We start from the raw sequence: 25,002 nt of genomic DNA, 5'->3' as shown, positions 1-25,002 counted from the left end.
CAAATCTTTAATTAATGCCATTTTTATCAAAAAAAGATACATAAATTAAAATTATGTAAATTTGAAACGTCATTTTGGGCCAATAAATTATATTTAATAAAAACAGGCCGAACAAACAAAATTGCTTATAATAGTTCTGTTATTTACAAAGCTACTGCTACCATGTCTATAAACATCAGGGAAATAAAAAGTTTCTTTTACAGTCAATATTTTTCTGATGGGATCCGCATTTGTATAGGCATTTTACTACCCTCCCTGTTGCTGATGCAGTTTGATAAGTTTGATCTGGGCCTTACACTTTCACTGGGTGCATTGTGTATCTGCGTTATAGACACTCCCGGCCCGGTATCGCACAAGCGTAACGCTATGGCGGCCGGTAACCTGTGTTTGTTTTTGGTTGCCGCTATCACCGGGTTTGCACGGCTCAATGTATTTACCCTTGGCTTCGAGATCACCTTCTTCGCTTTTTTGTTTTCCATGTTTACGGTTTATGGCAACAGGGCAGCTTCCGTAGGCACTTCATCATTACTGATCATGATCTTTATGATGGATAAAGCATTGGCAGCTCCTGAGGTATTGGGTTACAGTGCAACTATCTTAGCGGGTGGTGTTTGGTATATGATCTTCAGTTTGTTGTTTTTCGGTATCCGCCCTTACCGCGCGGCACAGCAGGCCCTTGGCGAAAATGTTACCGATATAGCGCGTTTTTTACGCATCAAAGCCGATTTTTATTTGTCAGATACCGATATCGACGAAAACTACCGCAAGCTGGTTTCCAAACAGATCCAGGTGAGCCAGCACCAGGATGCTGTGCGCGAACTGCTTTTTAAAAGCCGCATCATGGCCCGGGAATCAACAGCACCAAGCAGGATCCTGGTACTCACCTTTGTGGACCTTGTTGATATTTACGAACAGATCATGGCCACGCACTATGATTACAACCACATTCGCGAAAAATTTAAAGACACCGGCGTACTAACCGAAATAGCCCGCATTATCCATAACATGGCCGATGAGCTTGATGATATCGCCTATATTATATTATCCAACACTCGTCGCCGCCATCTCACTGATTTTAATATCGAGCTGGAAAAACTAAAAATAAAGATCGACTCCATCGGAAAAAACAACCAGGAAACCAGCAATCTGGTGCTTAAAAAGGTGCTGGTAAACCTGCGTTCACTTAGCGAGGGAATTAACAATATTTATAAGTACTACAGTTCAAAAGCCGCCGAATCATTAAACGAACCCAAGGGCGATGTAGAGTATTCGGCTTTTGTTACCCACCAGGATTTTGCACCGCATATTTTCTTCGACAACTTTACGCTTGCATCCGGCGCATTCAAACATGCCCTGCGTGTAGCGTTGGTATGTTTGGTAGGCTTTATCACAGCTAAATTAGTATCATTAGGCCATCATAGCTATTGGGTGCTGCTTACCATTATTGTAATATTGAAGCCGGGGTTCAGTCTTTCAAAACAGCGTAACTACCAGCGTTTAATAGGCACCATTGGCGGTGGTGTTATTGGTATAGCCATACTTACCTTTATCCCTAACGTCACCGTGCAGTTTATTTTCCTGGTGATTTTTATGATGGGTGCCTACAGCTTTCAACGCCTTAATTATGTAGTGAGCGTAATTTTCATGACCCCGTATGTACTTATTTTGTTCAAGTTTTTAGGTGTGGGATTGTTAAATGTAGCGCAGGAAAGGATCATCGATACTATTATTGGCTCAACCATTGCCCTGGTAGCCAGCTACCTCATTTTCCCAACCTGGGAGTTTGAACAGATCCAGGAAACGCTTCGGGACGTCATTGTAGCCAACATCAATTACCTGGTTACTATTGCCGAAAGCATCTCGGGCAAAATAATCAGCATTACCACTTATAAGCTGGCACGAAAAGAGGTATATGTAAAATCGGCCAACCTTTCGGCCGCTTTTGAGCGCATGACATCAGAACCCAAAAGCAAACAGCGCAAAATTAAGGATGTACACAAATTTGTGGTGCTTAACCATATCCTTTCCTCGTACATCGCTACCATTGCATCGGCACAAAGCAAAAAGGAAATCCCGGTTGCACACCCTGAAGCCATGAAGCTCATCAAAAAAAGCATAACCGTTTTGAACGATACCGGTCAAAAACTGCATGCTGAAAATATTGAATTTAATATAGGTAAAATCCCCCCTGTTAACCCGGAAGCCCAAAAACCTGTAGCCCAGGCCGAAGATGCTTTGTTGAAAGAGCAATTGGGCTTTATCAATAAGATCAGCTACGATATTGCAAAGATTACGGATAGTATATTGCTTGAACCATGATTTAGAGGATTTTAGGATTGCCCTGATGCCACGTAATGTAGGGTAAAGACCCATAATCTCCTGTATATAATATCAGAATAATCTTCTAATCCTAAAAATCATGGCACAGTAATATGTTTAAACCTATAAATTAAAATATTTCTAAATACAAAAAATACCCGGTTATGGGGATGGGTTCATAATGATTTTTCCCTACTTTAGCCATTGATGATACCTGTTGTTTCAAAATTACCCCAAACCGGAACTACCATATTCACCATTATGTCGGCCCTGGCCAACGAACTGGGTGCAATAAATCTGTCGCAGGGTTTTCCTGATTACGACTGTTCGCCCGACCTGATTGAGCTCGTAAATAAAGCCATGAAAGAAGGGCATAATCAATACGCGCCCATGGCCGGTGTAATGGCTTTAAGAGAGCGTATTGCCGAAAAAACTGAAAGACTTTACGGCGCGGTTTATAACCCCGAAACGGAGATCACCATCACGGCCGGCGGTACACAGGCCATATTTACGGCTATAAGCGCTGTAATTCACCCCAACGATGAGGTGATCATATTTGAACCGGCTTTTGATTGCTATGCCCCTGCCATAAAACTGATGGGCGGTGTTGTAAAATCGCTTGCCCTTGAGCCGCCCAATTACCGCATTGCATGGGACATGGTTAAGCGGCTCATTAATCAAAAAACAAAAATGATCATCCTTAACTCGCCGCATAATCCAACGGCAACCATTTTACATAAGGAAGATATCGATGAGCTGAGTGCGCTGGTAAAAAACCAGGATATCCTGATCCTTAGCGATGAGGTATATGAACACCTGATATATGATGGCGAAACCCACCACAGCATGGCCCGCTACCCTGATCTGCAGCAGCGCAGCTTCATCGTAGCATCGTTCGGCAAGCCTTTTCATGCTACCGGCTGGAAGGTGGGTTATTGCATGGCCCCTGCCTATTTGATGAACGAGTTCAGGAAAATCCATCAGTTTTTGGTGTTCGCGGTAAACACTCCTATTCAGTATGCCATTGCCGAGCATTTAAAAAACGAAGAAACTTATCTTGGCCTGGCCGAATTTTTCAGGGAAAAACGCGACCACTTCAGAAAGGGCCTTGAACAAACCCGTTTTAAGCTTTTGCCGTGTTCAGGATCGTACTTTCAGTCAGTAAGTTACCGCGCTATTACCGACGAAAAAGATGCCGACTTTTCTATCCGTGTGGCAAAGGAATTTGGGGTGGCATCCATACCTGTTTCGGCCTTTTACAGCAAGGGGATTGATCACCATGTGTTAAGGTTTTGTTTCGCCAAAAGACAAGAAACTTTAGATAAAGCCGTTGATAGGTTAATTCGAGTTTAATTTTGGGTTAATGGTCTATAGTTCATGGATCATAGCCAGATCATTTAAGTTTGATTTTGGATCATGGTCCATAGTTCAAGGATCATAGCCAAATTGTATAAGTTTTATCAGTATGGATCAACCAATCGTCATGCATTTTTTGCGATGAACCATGATCCATCAACTATGAACCAAATATTATGGAGAATCTTAAAATTACTGTTTTTCAAGGCTACCTTTTTTGGGAAAATACCGATAAAAATCTTCAGAATATTACTCTCAGACTATCGGGAGGGATCCGCGAAAAAACAGATCTTATCATACTGCCCGAGATGTTCAGTACCGGCTTTACTATGAACGCCGCCGAATTAGCTGAGCCTATGGATGGCAAAACCATGCAATGGATGGAAAAAATAGCCAAACAATATGATTGTGTGATAACCGGGACCATTATTATTAAAGAAGGCGGCAATTACTACAACCGGTTAATCTGGATGCGTCCTGACGGCAGCCATGAACATTACGACAAACGCCACCTCTTTGCGCTTGGCAACGAGCACAGTACCTACACTGCAGGCACAAAAAAACTTTTTGTAGAACTAAACGGCTGGAAAATTTGCCCGGTGATATGTTACGACCTGCGTTTCCCGGTGTGGCTGCGCAACATTGAAGAAAACCCTTACGATCTGCTCATTGTGGTTGCTAACTGGCCCGAGCGCAGGGCTGCACACTGGCGTACCCTGATCCCTGCCCGTGCGGTTGAAAATCAATCGTACGTAATAGCGGTAAACCGAGTAGGCCACGATGGAAACGAGGTTTATCACAGCGGCGACTCTACCTGTATAGACCCTAACGGCAAGGTTGTTTATTATAAGCGTGATGAAGAAGACCTGTACACTTTCAGTATCATAGGTGATGAGGTTGAAAAAGTGCGCCGTGCGCTTCCCTTTTTAAAAGATGCAGATGACTTTGAAATAAATATCTGAACTGGGATTTGGGTAGATTTTAGGGATTAATTGGATTTTCATATCACATCGAAATTAAAATCCGTCGATCCTGAAAATCCTATAAATCCAGATTCAGACAAATTCCCTCTTTACCATTAGTTTTTCCTTCACTTCATACAAAATTCATAACCGTTTCGAAATTTTGTACTGTAGAATTGAAGAAGGAACATGCGTACTATAAAATCCCTGCTATTTATATCCCCACTGTTTTTTAGTTTATTAACCCAAAAGGCCGAAGCTCAGACAGATACACTAAAGATCAATTTCCAGGATGCTGAAAAGCAATTCATTGAAAATAACCTTAGCCTGCTTGCCCAAAAGTATAATGTTGACGCCTCAAAGGCGCTCATTCAACAAGCCAAACTATGGGATAACCCAGTTTTAAGCACCGATCAGAACATTCATGACGGTAGCACCAATAAATTTTTCAACCACTCAAACGGAGGCGGGCAAGTATTTGTCCAGCTAAACCAGGTATTTGCCACTGCCGGCAAACGCGGCAAACAGGTAAAAGTAGCCGAAGACGATGCTAAAGTTCAGGAAGCCGCCTTTAATGATCTGATGCGCAATCTTCATTATAATCTGCAGCTTGATTTTAGCCAGTTGGGCTCCTTGAATGCACAGCAATTAGTTTATCAAAACGAAATTAAATCAGCCACTGAACTGGTTAATGCAATTCAAAAATCATTTGATGTAGGTAATACCTCAATGAAGGACCTCATCCGCCTGAAAGCTCTATTGTTCGGTTTGCAAAATGACATGGTCGAAAATAACCGCCAGATCAATGACCTGCAAACAGAGCTTAAAACATTACTCCAAACCAAGGAAACCACGTTTGTACAGCCTGTCATCAATAATAAGCCGATAGAAACCGTAAATCTTGATGTGCAGTCGCTTATTAGTCAGGCCATGACCAACAGGCCCGATTATTTATCGAACCAGTACCAATTAAATTCGGCCACTCATAACCTTGCTTATCAAAAAGCTCTTGCCGTACCTGACCTTACTTTAGGAGTATCCTACGATCAACACAGCAGCTACGCCGCGCACTACTATGGTTTACAAATCGGTTTTCCGATACCGTTGTTTAACCGTAACCAGGGCAATATTAAATCGGCACAGTACAATATCAAAAGCCAGGAAAGCACATTAAAACAAAGTGAGTTTCAGCTTAAAAACGATGTTGTCGCCGCTGTCAACCAATATAAACTGAATATTCAGTTGTTTTCAACCCAACAGATCGCGTTTAATGAACAGTATGATAAACTGTTTGGTGCTATGCTTAAAAGCTTCCAGCAACGCCAGATAAGCCTCGTAGAGTTTGTTGACTTTTTTGACACCTATAAGGATACCAAACTAAAAATATTGCAGCAGCAATATAACCTGCAAAAAGCCATTGCCGACCTCAATTTTGCTGTTGGCACTACCGTAATAAAATCCTGACTAACATTTTAAGACTTACTATGATGAAAAGAGAAACGCTGTTTTCCGGCATCTCAGCTTTGCTATTACTTGCCGCCTGCAAAGGTAAGACACCTCCTGCGGTTGAAAACAAACAGGTTTGTGTTAGCGATTCGATGGCCCGTATGATCACAATCGACACCGCCAAAACCACAACTATAAAAAATGAATTAAGCCTTTCGGGCGAGGTTTCATATGATGACAACGCTGTTGTTAAAGTATTTCCTTTTTCAGGCGGGCAGGTATTGGACGTAAAAGTTTCACTGGGTGATAAGGTAAGCAAAGGTCAAACCCTTGCTGTTGTACGTAGCGCGGATATAGCCGGCAATTATACCGACCTGACCTCATCAAAAGCCGATTTGTCGATAGCCAAACGGCAGTTGGAACAAGCCGATTATTTATATAAAAACGGAATCTCAAGTGAACGTGACTATACTGAAGCCAAAGAGAACTTTAACAAGGCTGAAGCGGCCTACAGTAAGGTAAAAGAGCAGATCAGTATTAACGGCGGCGGCAACACGAGCGCAGGTGGTACATTGGTGATCAAAGCTCCAGAAAGCGGTTATGTGGTTGAAAAAAACATAACCGCCGGCAGTTTTATTCGGCCAGACAATAATAACAGCATGTTCACCATATCAAACATGAAGGATGTTTGGATCTGGGCCAACGTGTTTGAATCAGACATTGCTAAAGTAAAAACCGGTTATACAGCAAAGATCACTACGATTGCTTATCCAGATAAAGTTTTTACCGGCAAGGTAGACGCCACCAGCTCTGTTTTAGATCCTGATAACAAAGTAATGAAGATCAAGATCGTATTACCAAACGAAGGCATGCTGCTTAAACCCGAAATGTTTACCAACGTAGTGATCACCAATACCGATAAAGCACAATCAGTATCGATACCGGCCAAAGCTGTGGTTTTTGATAACAGCAAAAACTTTGTGGTAGTTTATAATGACAAATGCGACATTAAACTGCGCGAGGTTAGCGTAATTAAAACGGTTGAAGATACCAGCTATATCGCATCAGGGTTAAAACCGGGCGACAGGGTGATATCAAAAAACCAGTTGTTGTTATACGATGCCCTCGCCGGCGATTAATTAATTAGCGTTAAGTGTAACAGGCAGTTTTTTTTCTGCCAGGCTATTTAACCTAAAACCCAATACTGATCAAAAATGAACAAATTCATTAAAAATATTATATACTTCTCGCTAAGGCATCGCTACTTCGTGTTTTTCATGACAGCAGTTTTAGCCGTGATTGGTGTATGGAGCTATACCAACACTCCTATTGAAACATTTCCGGATGTAACCAATACGCAAATCATCATTATAGCCCAATGGCCGGGCCGCAGTGCCGAAGAGGTTGAAAAAATGATCACCATACCCATGGAGACAGTTTTAAACTCAGTACAAAAAAAGGCTAATCTTCGTACCACTTCGGCTTTTGGCTTATCATATGTACGCATTATTTTTGATGATGATGTAGATGATTCTTTTGCCCGCCAGCAGGTGTTAAGCCGACTGGGTAATGCCGACCTACCAGACGGTGTAAAACCCGAAGTTGAACCCCCATACGGCCCTACCGGCGAAATATATCGCTATACTTTAAAAAGCCATACCAAATCAATTCATGAACTCACCGCTATTCAGGACTGGGTCCTGGACCGCCAGTTCAAATCTGTACCCGGTGTTGCTGACGTAAACAGCTTTGGGGGCGAAGAAAAAACATATGAAGTTAGTGTTAACCCTTCTTTGTTACGTAAATATGAGCTTACCTCGCTCGATGTATACAATGCCATTAACCGCAGCAACATTAACGTAGGGGGCGATGTAATTGAAAAAAACGACCAGGCCTACGTTGTGCGTGGTATAGGTTTGATCAATAACATCGAAGAGATCCAGAATATCATCATTAAAAATGTAAATAACGTGCCTATACTGGCCCGTGACATTGCCGATGTTAAGGAAAGCGGGCTTCCGCGCCTTGGCCAGGTAAGCCGCGACAGGCAAAAAGATGTTATAGAAGGGATCATTGTAATGCGTAAGGGCGAAAACCCAGCCGAAGTATTGAACCGGATCCGTGATAAAGTTAAAGATCTGAATGATAACATCCTGCCTAAGGGCGTTAAAATAGATACTTTTTATGACCGTACCAACCTGATGGATTTTTGCACCGAAACGGTAATTCATAACTTACTGGAAGGTATCGTGCTGGTAACAGTCATCGTTTTGTTATTCATGGCCGACTGGCGCACCACATTAACCGTAGTTATTATCATTCCGCTGTCGTTATTATTTGCCTTTATATGTATGCGCATAAAGGGCATGAGCGCCAATCTCCTTTCGATGGGGGCAGTAGATTTTGGTATTATTATAGATGGTGCCGTAGTGATGGTTGAGGGTATCTTTGTAGCGCTTGATCACCGGGCTAAAGAAGTGGGCATGCAAAAATTTAACGGCCTTGCAAAACTTGGCCTGTTTAAAAACGTTGGTGCCGAAATGGGTAAAGCCATCTTCTTCTCCAAACTCATTATCATTACCTGTTTAGTGCCAATTTTCGCTTTCCAAAAAGTGGAGGGAAAAATGTTTTCGCCATTGGCTTACACTCTTGGCTTCGCGTTACTTGGTGCTTTGATTTTTACGTTGACCCTCGTACCCGCCCTCTCAAGTATATTATTGAGTAAAAATGTAAAGGAAAAGCACAACCCGGTTGTTTTGTTTTTTGAAAACGGCATCCGCAGGATGTTTGGTTTTACTTACAAAAATCAAAAACTGAGCCTTATCGTTGCAGTAGCGTTTATGGCGGTAACATTTTTTTCATTCAGATTTTTAGGGTCGGAGTTTTTGCCTGACCTTAATGAGGGCGCACTTTGGGTTGAAGCCGAACTTCCGATGAGTGTTTCACTATCTGAGGCCGAAAGCATCAACCAAAAAATGATGCAAATCCTTGAAAAATTCCCGGAGGTAAAACAAACACTTGCCCAGGTAGGCCGAACCAACGACGGTACAGACCCGAAAGGCTTTTTCAATGTGCAGATACAGGTTGACTTGAGAAACAAAAAGGAATGGCCTAAGGGATTATCTGAAGACGCACTGATAGCCCAGATGGATCAACAGCTAACAAAAATACCCGGAGCTGTGTTCAATTACTCTCAACCGATACGTGATAACGTAGATGAAGCCGTTGCCGGTGTTAATGCATCCTTAGCTGTTAAAATCTTCGGCCCAGATTTCGAAACCCTTGACCACAAGGCTGATAGTGTGTTAAGCATTTTAAAAACCGTTCAAGGTGTTGAAGACCTTGGTGTATTGCGCAACCTTGGTCAGCCGGAATTCAGGATAGAGCTTGATCAGCGTAAAATGGCTTTATATGGTGTTTCAACTGCCGATGCCAATTCTGTTATTGAAATGGCTATAGGTGGTAAAGCAGCAACCGAGCTTTACGAGGGCGAGCGCCATTTCGATGTGCGGGTCCGTTATCAAAAGCAATTCAGGGATACGCAGGATAAGATCGAAAACCTGATGATACCTACTCTTAACGGTGCCAAAATCGCCATTAAGGAAATAGCATCCATCAAAACCACTACCGGTCCGGCCTTTATTTATCGAGATAACAACATGCGCTATATAGCCGTGAAGTTCTCCATTCGTGGCCGCGATTTGGGAAGCACCATTGCCGAGGCACAACAAAAAGTTAACGCCCATGTAAAGCTTGACCAGGGCTATTCATTTGCCTGGGCTGGCGAGTTTGAAAATCAGCAACGCGCCTCGGCAACTCTTGCACACGTAGTGCCTATTTGCCTCCTTGTAATATTTCTGATCCTGTTCATCACCTTCGGTAATGCTAAAGATGCATTTTTGGTTATCCTTAACGTGCCTTTCGCATTGATAGGCGGAATTTTGGCACTGCATATTACCAATACAAACTTTAGTATTTCGGCAGGTATTGGTTTTATTGCCTTGTTTGGTGTATGTATTCAAAATGGTGTGATCCTGATCTCAGTGTTTAAGAAAAACATAGAAGAAAAGATGCATCTTGACGAGGCCATTATGCAAGGCGTAATATCACGTGTACGCCCGGTAGTGATGACCGCGCTGATGGCTGCCATTGGTTTGATGCCGGCAGCTATCTCAACCGGTATTGGTTCGGAAACTCAGAAGCCGCTGGCTATAGTAGTTATCGGTGGGCTTGTGACATCTACCATACTAACCTTACTTATATTACCTATTATTTACGCAATCGTTTATCGTTTAATACACCATCGTGAAAACCGCAAGCTACTGAAAAAAGTAGGTATGATAAAAGGATAAGACTGAACACTAATTATTTCGAATTAAATTGAATTTCACGAATTAGTTATTCTAACAAATAGCGATAAGGATATGCCCGTCGCTATTTGTTTTTAGTGACCATTTATTACACTAATAATAAAATAGGGGACTTTCCTATTAGTAAATATTCGTGGTAATTAGTGTAATTTGTGCACACTCAAATCATATAATTGGTTTTAAATAATATGTCATTGATCAAACCTGTATTCCGCTCTGCCCTACCGGTCGCTCTGTTGTTTGTACTGCCGTTTTTTTCATCGGCACAAAAGAAAAAAGAGAAGGAAAAAGACTACGCCCAACTGGTTGATCCATTTATAGGTACAGGCGGACATGGGCATACTTATCCCGGTGCTGTGAGGCCTTTCGGCATGGTACAGCTTAGTCCGGATACCCGGTTGGAGGGTTGGGATGGCTGTTCCGGTTATCATTATACCGATAGCCTGGTATATGGTTTCTCGCACACGCACCTGAGCGGTACCGGTGTCCCTGATTACTGTGATGTATTGTTTATGCCAACCACCGGCGACCCTAAATTTAAAAACACCGATTATCGGTCGCGCTTCAGCAAAAAGAATGAGAGTGCCACACCAGGTTATTATAAAACACTGCTCGATAAATATAATATTGGCGTTGAGCTAACTGCAACCACCCGTGTAGGTATGCATCGCTACACTTACCCATCAACCGATAAGGCAAATATTATTATCGATTTGCAGCACCGCGATGAGGTTTTGGATTCATGGATAGAAGTAGTAAATGATCATGAAGTACGTGGTTTCCGTATGTCGAAATCATGGGCCGACAAACAGCAAGTATATTTTTACGCTAAGTTTTCAAAGCCTTTTAAAACTTACGGTATTGCTGTAAATAACGAGGTACAAAATGGCCAAAGCAAAGCACAGGGCAAGAATATCAAGTTGTTTTTGCAGTTTGATAATCCCGGCGAAGTGATCAGTAAGGTGGGTATCTCCTCGGTAAGCACCGAAGGTGCTTTAAAAAACCTGGATGCAGAAGTACCTGATTTCGACTTTAAAAAAATTCAGAAAGATGCCAAAATAGCCTGGAACCATGAGCTCAATAAAATTCAAGTTGAGGGTGGCGCTCCGGCAGCGTCTACACAAGCTCAACCTGTAGGTGGTACCGGTTCTTATAGTTACGCCCCTCCTGCAAAAAAAATAGTTCAGCCTGATTATGCCAAGATAAAGCAGACTATATTTTACACAGCGCTATACCATAGCATGGTAGCGCCAAACATTTATAGCGATATCGACGGACAATATCGGGGCATGGATCAGCAGGTGCATACAGCCCAGGGATTTGATTATTACACCGTATTTTCGTTATGGGATACCTACCGGGCAGAAAATCCGCTGCTTACGCTGATTGACCGTAAACGAACCCTTGATTTTATCAAAAGCTTTCTGGCGATGTATGATCAGGGCGGTTTGTTACCCATATGGCCGCTGGCAACTACCGAAACCTATTGTATGATCGGTAACCATTCCATCCCGGTTATTGTTGATGCTTACGCTAAAGGCATTCGTGATTTTGACGCAGAGAAAGCTTTTACCGCAATGAAGGGCGCTGTAAACCGCAACCAGTTTGGGCTGGATAATTACCGCCAAAACGGAGCTGTTCAATCAGACGAAGAAGATGCGTCTGTGTCTAAAACATTGGAGTATGCTTATGACGATTGGTGTATAGCCCAAATGGCAAAAATGCTCAATAAAACCGACGATTATACCCAATACATTCAGCGGGCACAATACTGGAAAAACGTCTTCAACAACCAGAATACTTTTATGCAAGCCCGTACCAACGGCGGCTGGCTGGAGCCTTTCGATCCTGCAGAGATCAACAGCAATTACACAGAAGGTAATTCATGGCAATACTCGTTCCTGGTACCGCACGATGTAGAAACCCTGATTGATAAAATGGGCGGCAAACAGGCATTTGAAAATAAGCTCGATGAATTGTTTAGCACCCAATCAAAACTTAGCGGCAGTGATATTCCTGACGTAAGCGGATTGATAGGCCAATACGCCCATGGCAACGAACCAAGTCATCACATGGCGTACTTATATAATTTTACCGACTCGCCGGATAAAACCCAGTTTTATGTGAGCCGTATTTTGCGGGAAGAATACAGCAACAAACCTGATGGTTTAGCCGGTAATGAGGATTGCGGCCAAATGTCGGCCTGGTATGTGATGAGTTCTTTAGGAATTTACAACATTGCACCCGGTCAGCAGGATTTTCAGATCGGGATCCCGCAGTTTGATAAGGCAGTGATCAATTTAGAGAACGGCAAAAAATTCAGCATTATTAACCCCGGCGCCGGCATTACCCGCAGCAATATCTATCTGCAAGGCATGAACCTTGATAAAAAGGTATACAGTAAGCTTTTTATCAACTACGATGATATTACCAAAGGCGGGGATTTTGAAGTGTTTACCGGCAGGCTGGCTAATAAGATATTTACCCAGGATCTGGAAAAACCAGTTTCAAAGATTACTGATAACCTTATCGTACCTAATCCTTACATTATATCGCCCGCCAGGTCATTCAAGCAGCCGTTCAGCATCCAGATCAAAGATCAGGATACCGATGCAAAAATCTATTACACACTCGATGGCTCTGCTCCTACTGCATCGTCAACGCCTTATACACAGCCAATTACTATTAGCGATAATATCACGGTAAAAGCTATCGCGATAAAGGAGGGCAAAAGCAGCTTTGTTGATGAGGCAAGTTTCATCAAACTCCGCAACGATATTAAGCTAACTATACTGAATAAATACCTGCCTAATTACCCGGCTAAGGGCGATGAATCATTAATTGATGGGCAGCATGGCACTACCAACTGGCGTTTAGGCAATTGGCAGGGTTACCAGGGAAAGGATTTTATAGCCATTGTTGATATGAGCGCCGTTAAACCCATCAAACAAATCAGCGTCAGTACCTTGCAGGATAGCCGCGCCTGGATTGTGTTCCCTAAATATGTACAGTTCTGGACATCAAATGATGGCAAAACTTACAAACTGGCGACCACCATTAACACCAAAGTTGATATTAAAGATACCAACGTGCAAACGCAGGAATTTACCGCGCCGTTAAACACCAGTGCCCGCTATATTAAACTGATAGCCAAGCAATACGGCCCGCTACCCGACTGGCATGAGAACAAAGGCAATCAATCCTACATTTTTGCCGATGAAATAACAATAGAGTAATGATTTGATGTGCGGATAAATAAAGTCTGCTATGAGATATCATTTAAAAATGAATAAAACTATTTCATTTTTAAACGGTTAGCTTTATACAAAAAACTTTACCACACATGGAAAATTACAAACCTACCTCTGACGACGGTAAGACCGCCGGCATCATCAGTTATTTTACGCTTATTGGATGGCTTATTGCCTACTTTGCATTGTACACTAATAATAAAACACCGCTGGCTGCCTACCAGATGAGACAAACATTATTGTTTCATCTCGTTTCAATCGTAATTTCATGGCTTGCCGGTTTTATTATAGGCATGGCCTTTGTAACATCAGGAATATTCATAGGTGCGTCAATCCTTTGGATTATACGTTTAGGCTTACTGATCATATGGGTTATCGGCTTAATTGGTGCTGTTAATGGCGAAAGAAAACCGATGCCGCTCATTGGAGAGCCCGCACAAAATATGTTTTCGGGCATTTAAGATTTTCACAGCGCAGTCTAAGACTTACGAGGTTTTGAAAATTTCGTAAGTCTTAATATTTCCGTTATTGCTTTTCTAACAAATGTTTAGCCTCCTGTAGTTTTTCCATTTCGTTTTTAGGCAAAACAGGGAATTCCAGCTTCAACTTTTTCAAGGTATCTCTGATTATAGTTGATATCGCGATGCGCGTAAACCATTTCTTATCAGCCGGGATAACATACCAGGGGCAATCATCTGTAGCGGTTTCGTTAATGGCTTTTTCATAAGCTTTCATATACTCATCCCAATGCTCCCGTTCCGCAATATCGCTGGCCTGGAACTTCCAATTTTTTTTGGGGTTGTCTATTCGCTTTAAAAACCGCTTTTTTTGCTCCTGCTTTGAAACATTAAGGAAAAATTTAATCACAACAGTTCCGCTGTTACAGATATGCTTTTCAAAATTTCGGATGCTCTCATACCGTTGCTCCCAAAACTGCTTGTTAATATCTTTTACTTGTTTTATCGTTGGATTATTTTCCTTTAAAACAAGTTCGGGATGGACTTTAACGACAAGCACATTTTCATAGTGCGACCTGTTATGGATACCAATACGCCCTCTTTCGGGCAGGGCTTTGTAATGCCGCCACAAAAAGTCGTGATCATAGTCTTCTGAACTGGGTTGTTTAAAGCTATAAACCTGGCACCCCTGCGGGTTTATGCCCGACATGGTGTGCGCTATAGCGCTGTCTTTCCCGGCAGCATCCATCGCCTGAAAAATAATAAGCAGTGAATAACTATTTGAGGCATAAAGCTGTGCCTCCAATTTAGAAGTTTCAGCTATCAGTTCATCCAAAACAGCCCCGGCATCTTCTTTTTCGTAACCATCGCTAAATGCAGGATCATGATCATTCAGCGAAAATTTGCTATTACTTGGTACTTTAAATTGTTCTGTCAAACTTTTCATATAAATAGATATCCATACAAAGTACAAAAACCACATTAAAGTTTTAGCAACTTGATTTCAAATACACGCTGCAACCTTCAACAGGCGATTTTCATATCCAAACAGCTTTTGATTTATTAATTGTGTACTTTGCACAATATAAATATGTATTATGCCAGTGTTAACCTAAAATTTACCTGTCTATTTTACGTTGTTTATATTTGTCAAACAGCATTATGATGTAGTGCTATAAATTTTCATCTTTACCCAATGTTCAGACGTATACGCAATCGCTTTTTAAGATACTTCGTCATATTTATATACTTCGTTATCATCTTTTTTTGTTCGATAGAACTTAACTTTTTGTGGCTTTTCGGATACTCTCCTGATATGCAGGACATTAAAAGCCCGGTACTTTCGGTAGGATCGGAAGTTTACACTGCCGATGGCAAACTTATAGGCCAGTATTACAAGGAAAACCGCTCACCAATTGAATTTAAAGAGATCTCCCCCAACCTTATAAACGCCCTTGTGGCAACTGAAGATGTGCGGTTTTACAGTCATGGCGGAGTAGATTTTTACTCCTTTTTTACCAGCGTACTCTCAACAGCCAAAGGCGACCGCCGCGGCGGCAGTACAATAACCCAGCAGTTAGCCAAAAACCTTTTTGAAACGCGTAAAAAGAAATCGCAGGGCGTCATTAAGCATATCCCGGTACTGCGCACTATTGTTTATAAATGCAAGGAATGGCTTACCGCGTTTAAAATTGAGCACGTTTACAGCAAGCAGCAAATATTGACGTTGTACTTCAATACCGTGCCCTTCGGCAATAATTCGTACGGTATTAAAACTGCGTCGTTAAAATATTTTAATAAACAGCCCGGCACATTAAATCCTGCCGAATCAGCCTTACTTATCGGCATGCTGAAAGCCACATCGAGCTACAATCCCATTAAAAATCCGCAGCGTGCTACCGAAAGGCGCAATATTGTGTTGGGACAGATGGCGAAATATAAGTACCTCACTGCCGACCAGTATAAAAGTAACTTCGCGTCGCCACTCGGGCTCGACCTGAGTTATGTTGAAGACGACTCCCACGGCGATTCGTACCTGCGCCGCGCCGTTGAGAAATGGCTGGATAAATGGTGTAAGGAAAACGATTACAACCTTTACGAGGATGGCCTGAAGATCTACACCACCATCGACTCAAAAATGCAGCAATATGCCGAAGAAGCAGTTACCGAAAAAATGAAGATGCTGCAAAAACGCTTCTATAATCTTTGGGGGAACAAAAATCCGTGGCGCGATTCAAAAGGCGTTGAGATCAAAGATTTCATTCTCAAAAACGAACAAAGGCTCCCTATTTACAAGCTACTTGAAAAAAAATACGGCGGTGATACGATTAAGATCCAGGATTACTTTAAAACGAAAAAGCGGATGACTGTGTTTACCTGGCATGGCGAACAGGATACTACTTTTTCTACTATAGATTCTATAAAATATTACGCTAAAATCCTGAACACCGGCATGATGACACTGGAGCCATCAACCGGTAAAATAAAAGTTTGGATTGGCGGTATCGATCATCGTTTCTTTAATTACGACCATGTAAACCAAAGCCGAAGACAGGCGGGCTCCACCTTTAAGCCATTTGCCTATTTAACGGCGCTTGATAATGGCTTTACCCCCTGCGATAAGTTTACCGACAAGCCGGTATCCATCAAGTACAAGGACAACGGCGAGGATAAAGTCTGGGAGCCCAACAATGCCGACTTCCATTTCTCCTATCGCGAAATGTCACTGCGCTGGGCTATGGGTAAATCGGTAAACTCCATTACAGCGCAGCTAACCGAAAAAGTGGGCTGGGATAAAATTGTGGAATACGCTCATCGCTGCGGCATCGAAAGCCCTTTAAAGTCCGTTCCATCGGTATCATTGGGTTCAAATGATGTTTCAGTTTATGAAATGGTTAGGGCTTATAGCACGTTCCTTAACAAGGGCGAAAAACTCGATCCGTTGCTGGTCACCAAAATCACCGATCAGCAAGGCAATGTGATACAGGAGTTTAAGCTTAAAACCGAGAAAGTGCTAAGCGAGGAAACTGCCTGGCTGATGCTTTACATGTTCCGCGGGGGGATGGAGGAACCCGGCGGTACCTCACAGGCGCTGTGGGAATACAACGGCCTTTGGAAAAAAGACAACCAGATAGGCGGCAAAACCGGTACATCATCTGATTATGTGGATGGCTGGTACATGGGTATCACCAAAGATCTGGTAACAGGCGTTTGGGTTGGTGCTGATGATCGCTCAGTACACTTTACCACATCCGAAACCGGCGAAGGCTCACATACGGCGTTGCCTATCTTCGGCAGGTTTATGGAAAAAGTATATGCCGATCAGTCGTTAGGTTATACTTACGGACCATTCCCCAAACCATGGACCAAGATCACCAAAACTTATAATTGCCCATCGCCGCATATTGAAGAAGATACAACTTCAACTGATAGCATAAGCAACCCTATTGATACAACGGGCGTAACACCTGTACAGGAAAACAATCCGGAAAACCCGGAAAGCACACCGCCTAATAACCAACGGTAAACAGGTAGAGGCGTTTTTTTCCATACTGTGAAGAGAAAATGAATAAGGTTGTTTTTTGAACTAAGAACAACCTTATTTTATTAAATTAGCCATATCTATTTAGTTAAATAATATATGAATAAAGTTTACTCACTTTTCAATAGAGTTAAAAAGCACACCATTATATTCATTTGTTTTGTTGGCTCGCTGTTGATAAGCATCAATGCCAGGGCGCAATATTTTGGCCAAAACAAGGTAAGGTACAAAAACCTTAAGTTTAACGTTTATAAAACTCCTCACTTCGAGATTTACTATTACCTGAAAAATGATAGTATGGTAAAACGCTTTGCCCAGGAAAGCGAGCTTTGGTACACTCTGCACCAACAGGTTTTCAGAGATACATTTAAGTATGCCAACCCAATAATCTTATATGCCAATCACCCCGATTTTCAACAAACCACGGCCATAGATGGCGAGATCGGCGTAGGTACCGGCGGTGTTACCGAAGGCCTTAAAAACCGTGTGGTAATGCCGGTGATGGAAACCAATCAAACTACGAGGCACGTTATCGGCCATGAGTTAGTGCACGCTTTCCAATACCGGTTGTTGATGGGTCATGATTCGTCCGAATATGAAAATATAAACAACATTCCGCTTTGGATGATAGAGGGTATGGCCGAATACCTGTCCTTAGGTAAGAAGGACAGCTATACCGCCATGTGGATGCGTGACGCTTATCTCAATCATGATATCCCCACCGTTCGTGACCTTACCGAAAGCAGTAAATACTTCCCTTATCGTTATGGCGAAGCATTCTGGTCGTTCATCGGTTCAACTTATGGCGACACGGTAATTGTACCCTTCTTCAAAAACGCGGCTAAATTTGGTTTAGAATATGGTATCAGGCGTACGTTTGGTTATGACGACCGTACCCTTTCCCGCCTTTGGAAAAACTCTATCGAGGCTACCTATAAACCCTTTTTAAAGGATACCACTCAAACACCTAAAGGCATCAAACTGGTTGACAGTAAAAACGGCGGTGATCTTGTGGTTGCCCCATCCGTTAGTCCCGATGGTAAATATGTCGCCTTTCTATCCGCCAAAAGTTTATTCAGCATTGATCTTTATTTGGCTGATGCTAAAACAGGGCGAATATTACGAAAACTCACGAGTAAGGTATCCAATACCCATATTGATGAGTTTAACTTCATCGAATCGGCAGGTGCCTGGTCGCCGGATGGGACTAAATTTGCATTTAGTGTATTTAGCAAAGGGCGTAACAGGCTCGATGTAGTTGACCTGAAAAGCGGCAATGTAATTGACGATATCTCGATGGAGCAGGTAGGCCAGTTTAGCAACCTGTCATGGTCGCCAAATGGCAAAGACATTGTTTTCCAGGGATTGGTTGAAGGGCAGGGCGATTTGTATTCTTATAACTTCGATACCAAAAAGATTACGCAGCTCACCAACGATAAATTTTCTGATTACCAGCCAAGCTATTCGCCGGATGGTAAAAAGATCATTTTTTCAAGCGATAGGACAACTTATGACCAGTCGCTGGAGCAAGATATCCCCTTTAACCTGGCCGAGCTTGATCTAACAACAGGTAAAATAACTGACATTAAGATCTTTAACGGCGCCAACAACCTTAACCCGCAATATTCGGCTGATGGTAAGCAGATCTATTTCCTGTCAAACCGTGATGGGTTCCGCAACCTTTATCGTTATACTATCGCTTCGGGTCAGATAGAACAAATGAGCAACCTGTTTACCGGCATTTCGGGCATTACTGAATATTCACCGGCATTAAGTATTTCCAATCACGACGACATTGTTTATTCATACTACCGCGCACAAAAATATTCCATTTATAACGCCAAAGCGTCCGACTTTACACCAATTGTAGTGCAGCCGGGCGAAGTTAACTTTGCAGCAGGCACACTACCACCAAACCGCTCTGTTGGCGTCGACCTGATCAACTCTAACCTGAATAACTTTTTGGCGTACCGCAAAATCCCGACTGATTCGGTTAAGGCTATTCCTTTTCGCTCAAAATTTAAGCTGGATTACCTGGCAGGCAGCGGCATTGGTGTTGGCGTAAGTAATTTTTACGGCACAAGCCTTTCAAGCGGAATCCAGGGCGTATTCAGTGATATTTTAGGCCGTAACCAGATCTTTGCCGCGGCATCGGTAAACGGGCAGATCTATGATTCAGGCGCTGCCGTGACCTACGTAAACCAAACCGGCCGTTGGAACCTTGGTGTGGGCGTTTCCCACATCCCTTACCAGTTTGGCTTCAATACAACCACCTACCCGGTGAGGAATGTGGGCGGTAAAAATCAAACCGTTTATTCTGATAACATTGACATTATCCGGAATTTTGAGGATGCGGGCAGGGTGTTTACCTCATACCCTATTTCCAGGACAACACGCTTTGAAGTGAGCGGAGCAGCCTCACACAACTATTACCGTGTTGACCGTTACAGCGATTATTACCTGCTTGATACCGCTATGGTAAATGGCAAACCCCAGGTAGGTATTGGTAACTACATCACATCCGACAGGAAAAAAATCCCTAACGACGAAGAGTCTGCAACCCTTAATCAAAACTACGGTTCTACTTATTTCTATAACTTAAAATCATATTCCATTTTAACGCTTTCAACCGCGCTAATTGGTGACAACTCATTTTTTGGTGTTACAGCACCGTTAAATGGTTTCAGGTACAGGCTGGAAGCCGGTTATAATTTTGGCACCTATAAGTTCTTTGCACCAACAATTGATGTAAGGAAATACGTACGTACCGCACCGGTAACCTTTGCGGCCAGGTTCTTTGCTACAGGCCGTTTCGGCGATGATAAAGGGCTTTATCCATTATTTGTGGGTTATCCTTTTTATATCAGGGGTTACGAAGGGCAAACATTTTATAATAACGGTAAGGCTTCGACTAATGGCTTCACTATCGATCAATTATCAGGCAGTCGTTTAGCTGTGTTTAACTTTGAGGTACGTTTACCATTTACCGGCCCCGAAAAATTGGCTGCTATAAAATCGAAATTCCTGTTTACCGATCTTAACTTGTTTTTTGATGCGGGATTGGCCTGGAATGCCGGCGATCATATCTATTTTCAGAAAGATCCGCCGGTGATTGGTCAGCAGGATTTTATAAACTCTGATGGTACTACTACAACACAAAACATTTACGGCCGGGTACCTGCATTGAGTGCAGGTATTTCCCTGCGAATAAACGTTTTTGGTGCTTTTATATTAGAGCCTTACCTGGCTGTTCCATTTAACCGCAGCGATGTTAAAAAACCGTTGTTTGGTTTAGGTTTTACACCAGGTTGGTAATATGTAATACTACTTATTACGATGATAAAACAGAAAAGCAGTTGCATAGCCGCCTTTCTGTTTTATATTGCCTAACAATAAGCTATGACAATAAAAGATGAGCTGTCTCCATCCATTTTTTAATCAGCGCGACCCTATCCTTTAAAAATTTTGGCCCGAAAAAGAGATTTGACCAGTCATCAAAGTTTTCATACTGGAAACCAAGATAAAATACCCAAAAGCCGAATCCTAAATATGGAACGGCATTAATTTCTTTATCTGATAATGGCCGAACTTTACGGTAATTTGCAATGAAGGCTTTGAATGCATCGCGTCCCTGTTGTTCTGTAATTTTTCCGTAGGTAACCTCCATAAAATAGTGAATAAAAAAAGAGGTGATATCGTAAGCTAATAATCCTTTCCCTGCAAAATCAAAATCAAAAAAAGTGATCTCACCTGCATCATCGAAATGAAAGTTTTTCGGAAGAAAATCAAAATGGCAATAGCCATGGCTAAACCCGCCGCAAAATTGGTTGTATTGGGCGATTACATCAAGAGCAGTATTTCTCAGGTATTCATACTCGTTTTCAAGTCCGGCAAATGCAGGTTCAATAACTTTGATGGGATCAATTATAACCGTATTCACTGAGTATGCTTTACGGTGATAGCTAAGCTCAGTTGAAGATGTAATGTTATGTATAGCAGCCATCTCCCTGCCCACGGTTTCGAGCTGCTGATCATTCATAGCATAAACAACGCCGCCTTGTGCCCATGAAAATAACACGCCGTAACGGATTCCTTCGGCAGCATTGAAAACCTGCAACATTTCGCCATTGATATCTGGAATTGGCCTTGACACTTTGGCTCCTTTTTCAAACAGGATAGTTAACAGCTCTACCTCACCCTTGATCTCTTCCAGCTTTCGGTGCGCATCCCTGTAAATTTTAAAAATGTACTTTTCGGCTGCATTTTCTATAATATAAGTGTCGCTCACATTGCGGATCAATAACCGGCACGTTGTATGACTTAAACCATAACTTTCCTGAAGTTTTATATTCAGTGCTTTTGATGATAAGGTTGAGTATTGCGTAGGGAAGATTTCCATAGGTTAACAAAGGTAGCTTATAATCTACAACCCGGCTATCCATTTTAAAACCTATTTATATTTTGTATGTTTAACCTATAACCTACACACTATGAAAAAGTTACTGCTGTTAATATCCATTGTATTTTGCCCGGCATTATTGCTGGCCCAAACCGACAGCAAAAGCAGTAATACAACAACAATGCTTCCTGCCAATGATATTGTAAAAAACATATCTGTAGCGCCCAATACGCATACATTTTATATTTTCATTCAAAAAACAAACCTCGCACTCACTTACACAAGCCGCGGGCCTATCACCGTATTTGTACCGATTGATGGCGGGTTTAGCGACATGCCTACCGGTAAATTCGACTCCCTTGCCAAACCAGCGCATATTTGGGAACTTACAGATTTAGTAGCCTATCATGCCATTGCAGGACAGCTAAAGGCAAGAGACATTCAGAAAAAGATCAATAAAGGAAAAGGCATAGCCACATTTACCACACTTTCGGGCGGTAAATTATTCGCTAAAATAGATAGCAACAGCAATATCGTTTTGATTGATGGCAATGGAGGTAAAAGTACGATCAGTAAGTTTGATATTAAACAAAACAACGGCATAGTACATCTGGTAAACAAAGTACTGGTACCTAAAAAGAAGCTCATATAAACAGACTGCCAAATGACAATCCTCATATAATAAAATTACGTATTTGAGTTATAGCATATAGTAGTTTCCGGCAACGAAAAGGAAGCATCTATAATTAAGATAACATCAAAACATAATGGGTTATGAAAACACTCATCTTAACAGTGATAGCTTTAACCATCCTGATAGCATTTGGATGCCAAAATACCAACGGACAGGACGCTAAACGTAAACTGAGCAAACCTGCCGATGAATGGAAAAAGACGCTTACATCCAATCAATACCATATTATGGTTGAAAGCGGCACCGAACCTCCCTATCAGAACGAGTATTGGAACAATCATGAAAAAGGTGTTTACGTAAGCGCCGCAACCGGCGATACGCTATTCACCTCTGATGACAAATTTGATAGCGGTACGGGCTGGCCAAGTTTTGTTAAACCTGTCGACTCGAAAAAAGTAGCAATAATTACTGATAACAGCTACGGCATGAGCCGTGATGAAGTTATTGAAAAAAGTACAGGCTTACACCTTGGCCACGTATTTGATGACGGACCTGCCGACCGCGGCGGCAAAAGGTACTGCATGAACTCAGGGGCTTTAAAATTTATTAAAAAGCCATAACCCTGCGGTTCACATTTAAGGACGGGCGTAGCTGCGGCCTTACACGTAAGCCCTGCTCATATTTTAATCCAATGGTCAAATCTATCCAGTCGGCATTAACAGATCTGATCATTTTTTCTTTTTGCGGACGGGTATAAGTGCTCACCACTTTAAAACGTTCCATAGCCTGTTCTTCGGTATTGATCTCCTCAAAGTAAACCAAACGGTTAAGCTGTTGTGCATTGTCGAAAAATAAAGTCGGCATTTCGCTGTAAAACTGGATGGTTTTCATCAGGTCTGAACATAAGCCTACATGCAGATTTTTACGGTTCCTGTCGGTAATGATATAAACAAAACGTTTCATTTTATGATAAAAAATTTGGTGAACAGATAATTATTACTAACTTTATGAGCATAAAATTACTAATAAATTTAGCAAATCCAAATTTTATGTCAATAATTTCACAAAATATTAAGTTTCTCCGCAAAAAGAAGGGTTTAACACAGCAGCAATTTGCGGACGAATTAGGTATAAAACGTTCATTAGTAGGCGCATACGAAGAAGACCGGGCCGACCCTAAATACGACCTGCTAAAAACATTAGCAACCTATTTTGATGTTACTATTGATGACTTCATCAACGAAACCATCAACGAAAAATGGCAGCCAAAACCCAAAGGTAACCCTGCCAATCTGCGGATCCTGAGTATTTCTGTTGATAAGGAAGAAAATGAAAATATAGAAATGGTACCCGTAAAGGCCAGTGCCGGCTATCTTAACGGTTACGCCGATCCTGAATATGTGGCTCAACTACCCAAATTTTATTTACCCATGTTTAAGCAGGGTACATTTCGCGCATTTGAAATCAAAGGCGACTCCATGCTACCCCTTGTATCCGGTACTATTATAATAGGTGAATATGTAGAAAACTGGGGTGACGTAAAAAGCGGCGAAACCTATGTAGTAATATCTAAAAATGATGGCGTAGTTTATAAACGCATTGGTAATAAATTTAAAGAGAACAAAAAGCTAAAGCTTATTTCCGATAACCCAGTTTACGAACCTTATGAAATATCGGGTGAAGACGTACTGGAATTATGGAAAGCTAAAGGATATATCTCGACACAATTACCGTCGCCCTCACCTGAGCCAACCATGGAAAGCCTTACAGCAATGATGGCCCAGATGCAGCGCTCTATATCTAATTTACAGCAAGGCAACAATTAAGTTACATCGGCTTTTTTAAACCATTACGATATATCTTTATCATACTGATAAAACGTAAATTAAATTAAAAAGCTATGAAAAAATTATTGTTAATGTGCTGCTTCCTTTTAGGAATTTCGGCAGCCAGCTATGCGCAGGGCGGCATGAGGAGAAGCCCGGAAGAAAGAGCAAAAGAATTGCAAACCCAGCTTAAATTAACAGATGATCAAACAACCAAGATCACTGCGGTTTACAAAGAGCAGGCAACTAAAATGGATAGCGTACGTACTGCAGCCAATGGCGACAGGGATGCGATGCGCTCTGCAATGCGCCCTATGATGGAAGCAACCAACACCAAGATCAAAGCTCTTTTAACAGCCGAACAAGCTGCAGCTTATGACAAAGCAATGAAAGAAAGAATGGACCGTATGCGTCAGGGCGGCGGTGGCCAGTAAACATTT

At 42.0% G+C, this 25,002-nt stretch carries 17 protein-coding genes; 14 read left to right on the top strand and 3 right to left on the bottom strand.

Annotated elements, in window-relative coordinates; genetic code table 11:
• The first annotated feature begins 162 nt into the window (after positions 1-162).
• The 8 genes from MusilaSJ_RS27905 to MusilaSJ_RS27870 all read left to right on the top strand — a co-directional run bounded on the left by MusilaSJ_RS27905 (position 163) and on the right by MusilaSJ_RS27870 (position 14,165).
• Positions 163-2,319, top strand: a complete 2,157-nt coding sequence (locus MusilaSJ_RS27905; RefSeq protein WP_274988017.1) for an FUSC family membrane protein — start codon at positions 163-165, stop codon at positions 2,317-2,319.
• Positions 2,320-2,526: 207 nt separating this feature from the next.
• On the top strand, positions 2,527-3,672 hold the full coding sequence (locus MusilaSJ_RS27900) for a methionine aminotransferase (RefSeq protein ID WP_274988016.1): 1,146 nt from the start codon (positions 2,527-2,529) through the stop codon (positions 3,670-3,672).
• 179 nt (positions 3,673-3,851) lie between these two features.
• Positions 3,852-4,637, top strand: a complete 786-nt coding sequence (locus MusilaSJ_RS27895) for an amidohydrolase (RefSeq protein WP_274988015.1) — start codon at positions 3,852-3,854, stop codon at positions 4,635-4,637.
• A gap of 189 nt (positions 4,638-4,826) precedes the next feature.
• Positions 4,827-6,101, top strand: a complete 1,275-nt coding sequence (locus tag MusilaSJ_RS27890; protein ID WP_274988014.1) for a TolC family protein — start codon at positions 4,827-4,829, stop codon at positions 6,099-6,101.
• Positions 6,102-6,121: 20 nt separating this feature from the next.
• Positions 6,122-7,222: an efflux RND transporter periplasmic adaptor subunit gene (locus MusilaSJ_RS27885; protein ID WP_274988013.1), complete on the top strand. Its 1,101-nt coding sequence runs from the start codon at positions 6,122-6,124 to the stop codon at positions 7,220-7,222.
• A 75-nt stretch (positions 7,223-7,297) separates the two neighbouring features.
• A complete protein-coding gene (locus tag MusilaSJ_RS27880) occupies positions 7,298-10,435 on the top strand; it encodes an efflux RND transporter permease subunit (protein ID WP_274988012.1) in 3,138 nt (1,045 codons plus the stop codon).
• A gap of 206 nt (positions 10,436-10,641) precedes the next feature.
• The gene (locus MusilaSJ_RS27875; RefSeq protein WP_274988011.1) at positions 10,642-13,689 is read left to right on the top strand and encodes a GH92 family glycosyl hydrolase; all 3,048 of its coding nucleotides are present in this window, start codon (positions 10,642-10,644) and stop codon (positions 13,687-13,689) included.
• Between the two features lie 107 nt (positions 13,690-13,796).
• Positions 13,797-14,165, top strand: a complete 369-nt coding sequence (locus tag MusilaSJ_RS27870; protein WP_090526902.1) for a magnetosome magnetite crystal formation protein family — start codon at positions 13,797-13,799, stop codon at positions 14,163-14,165.
• Between the two features lie 64 nt (positions 14,166-14,229).
• On the opposite strand, the gene MusilaSJ_RS27865 is transcribed toward MusilaSJ_RS27870, so the two are convergent.
• Complete coding sequence (locus MusilaSJ_RS27865) at positions 14,230-15,108, bottom strand: polyphosphate kinase 2 family protein (protein WP_274988010.1); 879 nt, start codon at positions 15,106-15,108, stop codon at positions 14,230-14,232.
• A 249-nt stretch (positions 15,109-15,357) separates the two neighbouring features.
• Between MusilaSJ_RS27865 and MusilaSJ_RS27860 the strand changes: the two genes are divergently transcribed.
• Both MusilaSJ_RS27860 and MusilaSJ_RS27855 read left to right on the top strand, forming a co-directional pair.
• Complete coding sequence (locus tag MusilaSJ_RS27860; RefSeq protein ID WP_274988009.1) at positions 15,358-17,688, top strand: penicillin-binding protein 1A; 2,331 nt, start codon at positions 15,358-15,360, stop codon at positions 17,686-17,688.
• Positions 17,689-17,802: 114 nt separating this feature from the next.
• On the top strand, positions 17,803-21,018 hold the full coding sequence (locus MusilaSJ_RS27855; RefSeq protein WP_274988008.1) for a DPP IV N-terminal domain-containing protein: 3,216 nt from the start codon (positions 17,803-17,805) through the stop codon (positions 21,016-21,018).
• An 82-nt stretch (positions 21,019-21,100) separates the two neighbouring features.
• Here MusilaSJ_RS27855 and MusilaSJ_RS27850 read toward each other — a convergent pair whose 3' ends face one another.
• Positions 21,101-22,102, bottom strand: coding sequence for a phosphotransferase enzyme family protein (locus tag MusilaSJ_RS27850; RefSeq protein WP_274988007.1), 1,002 nt, complete (start codon positions 22,100-22,102; stop codon positions 21,101-21,103).
• A gap of 91 nt (positions 22,103-22,193) precedes the next feature.
• Here MusilaSJ_RS27850 and MusilaSJ_RS27845 point away from each other — a divergent pair, with 91 nt between their 5' ends.
• Positions 22,194-22,754 (top strand): fasciclin domain-containing protein, encoded by a 561-nt coding sequence (locus MusilaSJ_RS27845; protein WP_274988006.1) that lies wholly within the window; start codon positions 22,194-22,196, stop codon positions 22,752-22,754.
• A 122-nt stretch (positions 22,755-22,876) separates the two neighbouring features.
• Complete coding sequence (msrB, locus tag MusilaSJ_RS27840) at positions 22,877-23,356, top strand: peptide-methionine (R)-S-oxide reductase MsrB (RefSeq protein ID WP_274988005.1); 480 nt, start codon at positions 22,877-22,879, stop codon at positions 23,354-23,356.
• Here msrB and MusilaSJ_RS27835 read toward each other — a convergent pair.
• Positions 23,343-23,699, bottom strand: coding sequence for a GIY-YIG nuclease family protein (locus MusilaSJ_RS27835; protein ID WP_176627517.1), 357 nt, complete (start codon positions 23,697-23,699; stop codon positions 23,343-23,345). The two genes, msrB and MusilaSJ_RS27835, sit on opposite strands and share 14 nt — an antisense overlap.
• Positions 23,700-23,785: 86 nt before the next feature.
• Here MusilaSJ_RS27835 and MusilaSJ_RS27830 point away from each other — a divergent pair, with 86 nt between their 5' ends.
• Positions 23,786-24,562, top strand: coding sequence for an XRE family transcriptional regulator (locus MusilaSJ_RS27830; protein ID WP_274988004.1), 777 nt, complete (start codon positions 23,786-23,788; stop codon positions 24,560-24,562).
• Between the two features lie 74 nt (positions 24,563-24,636).
• Positions 24,637-24,996: a DUF4890 domain-containing protein gene (locus MusilaSJ_RS27825; protein ID WP_274988003.1), complete on the top strand. Its 360-nt coding sequence runs from the start codon at positions 24,637-24,639 to the stop codon at positions 24,994-24,996.
• Positions 24,997-25,002: the final 6 nt, after the last annotated feature.

The organism is Mucilaginibacter sp. SJ (genome assembly GCF_028993635.1).
Lineage (GTDB): Bacteria > Bacteroidota > Bacteroidia > Sphingobacteriales > Sphingobacteriaceae > Mucilaginibacter.
The sequence above is the reverse complement of the archived record's forward strand: the minus strand, read 5'-3'. Positions and strand labels throughout refer to the sequence as shown.